1 protein-coding gene is annotated in these 1,531 nt (G+C 57.3%); it reads right to left on the reverse strand.

The annotated features are described in order from the left end of the window. Positions 1-4 precede the first annotated feature (4 nt). Positions 5-1,420 carry an IS4 family transposase gene (locus IVA96_RS29335; protein WP_247420753.1) on the reverse strand — a complete coding sequence of 472 codons (1,416 nt, stop codon included), beginning with the start codon at positions 1,418-1,420 and terminating at the stop codon, positions 5-7. Between the last annotated feature and the right edge of the window lie 111 nt (positions 1,421-1,531).

The following is a 1,531-nucleotide window of genomic DNA, read 5'->3' on the forward strand; positions in this document are numbered from 1 at the left end:
GCTTTCAATTACCCACAAATTCTCCTCCGACCACGACACCTAGCGCTATGTCGGTGAGGCGTGACAGCCCGCGCCACATGACGGTATTGCCGGGTGGCGGATCGCTGGCGCGGGCGAGATAACCGCCGAGCCGGGCGACTTTGATCAAATAGTGCGAGAGCGTTTTCCGTCTTGCTTTTGGTCTGTCGTTGACGAGGCGATCGAGCACGCCGATTTCAGTCGCGGTCAACGCGAGGGTTGGCGGCGCGTCTGGAGCCGAACGGTTGAGCATCGTCATCCAAAAGACCCGCCAACTCAGGATGCAAAAGAGCGAGATCAGATTGGTCAGACGCTGGGCGGTCCTGAGCTTTGACTCCTCAGCTTTGCAGCCTGATTTGAGGATCTTGTGGAACACCTCGATCTTCCATCTCAAAGCATACCATTCGAGCTTCTCAATGGCGTCGGTGCGGGAGCTAACAGGTAGATTTGTGATCAGCTTCCACTCGATTTTCTTTCTATTCTTCGGCGTCACGCGTTCTTCGGCATGGATCACCGTCAGGGTCAGCGCTGGATAGCGCTTCTGCTTTCCGATCGGCGGCAGGACGCGAAGCTTGCGATATCTGATCTCGAGGACGGCTTCATCGGGATCGCCGTTGTTGTTTCTGACGTTGAGGCGATGCCGTCCTTTGACGGCAACCTCGTCCATTTCGTCGGCGATCGTGTGATTTCCATCTCCGGCCAAACGGTTAACGCAAGTCCTAATCACGAAATGCGTTCCAGCTTCCCGGGCCGCGCAGAACAGCTCATAGATGTCGCTCTCGCGATCACCGATATGGATGCACCGTCCCGGATCGCCCAGCAGCTCTGTGGATTGACGGACATTGTCCAGCCACCGAATGCTCTCCTTCTTCTCGATGGGAATGCGCGTCGGATTGATCTTCTTCTTAAGCGCGGCAGTCCCCTTGAATTTCTTCCGGGTCCAGAATTTGACCGCCGTCAGTCCAAGCGGCAGCCCTTCGGTTGTCACCGCCAGGCTCGAGTGCATCAGGATGCCGCAAACCGTGTGCGACCTCAGGCGGCCCGCCTTGTCGCGCCCGCTGTTTATGCTCTTGGTGATCCCGATCGCGTCTGAGTTCTCTCTTTGATAACTGAACTCGGTCGTATCGTGGAGCACTAGAATAGGTCCGTCGGTGGCAATCGTGCGCTCACGCGTCGATTGAAAGTGGCCGGCCAGAATGTCCGCCTCACTGACCCGGTCGTTGGAGAAAAAACGATACGCAGCCTTGGTATTGGCCCAGTCCTGGCACACCAGCGGAATGCTTTCTCCCATGGCGCTCCCGATCTGCGCTACCAGTTTGCGGAGCCGCTTATTCAGGCGCTCGTCGGCAAGGTTGCAGCCAGCGAGCTCGCGATCAAACCATGCGTCGGCTTTTTCGTCCATTGGCACCGCCCCCTGCGAATCGGTGCCAGACAAGGAATCACGGTCGATTCCTGCGATGCAATAGTTGGTGCGCTCCCTCAGCCCCCTCGGCTAAATGTGGGTAATTGAAAG

Source organism: Bradyrhizobium sp. 159 (assembly GCF_023073795.1).
Classification (GTDB): domain Bacteria; phylum Pseudomonadota; class Alphaproteobacteria; order Rhizobiales; family Xanthobacteraceae; genus Bradyrhizobium.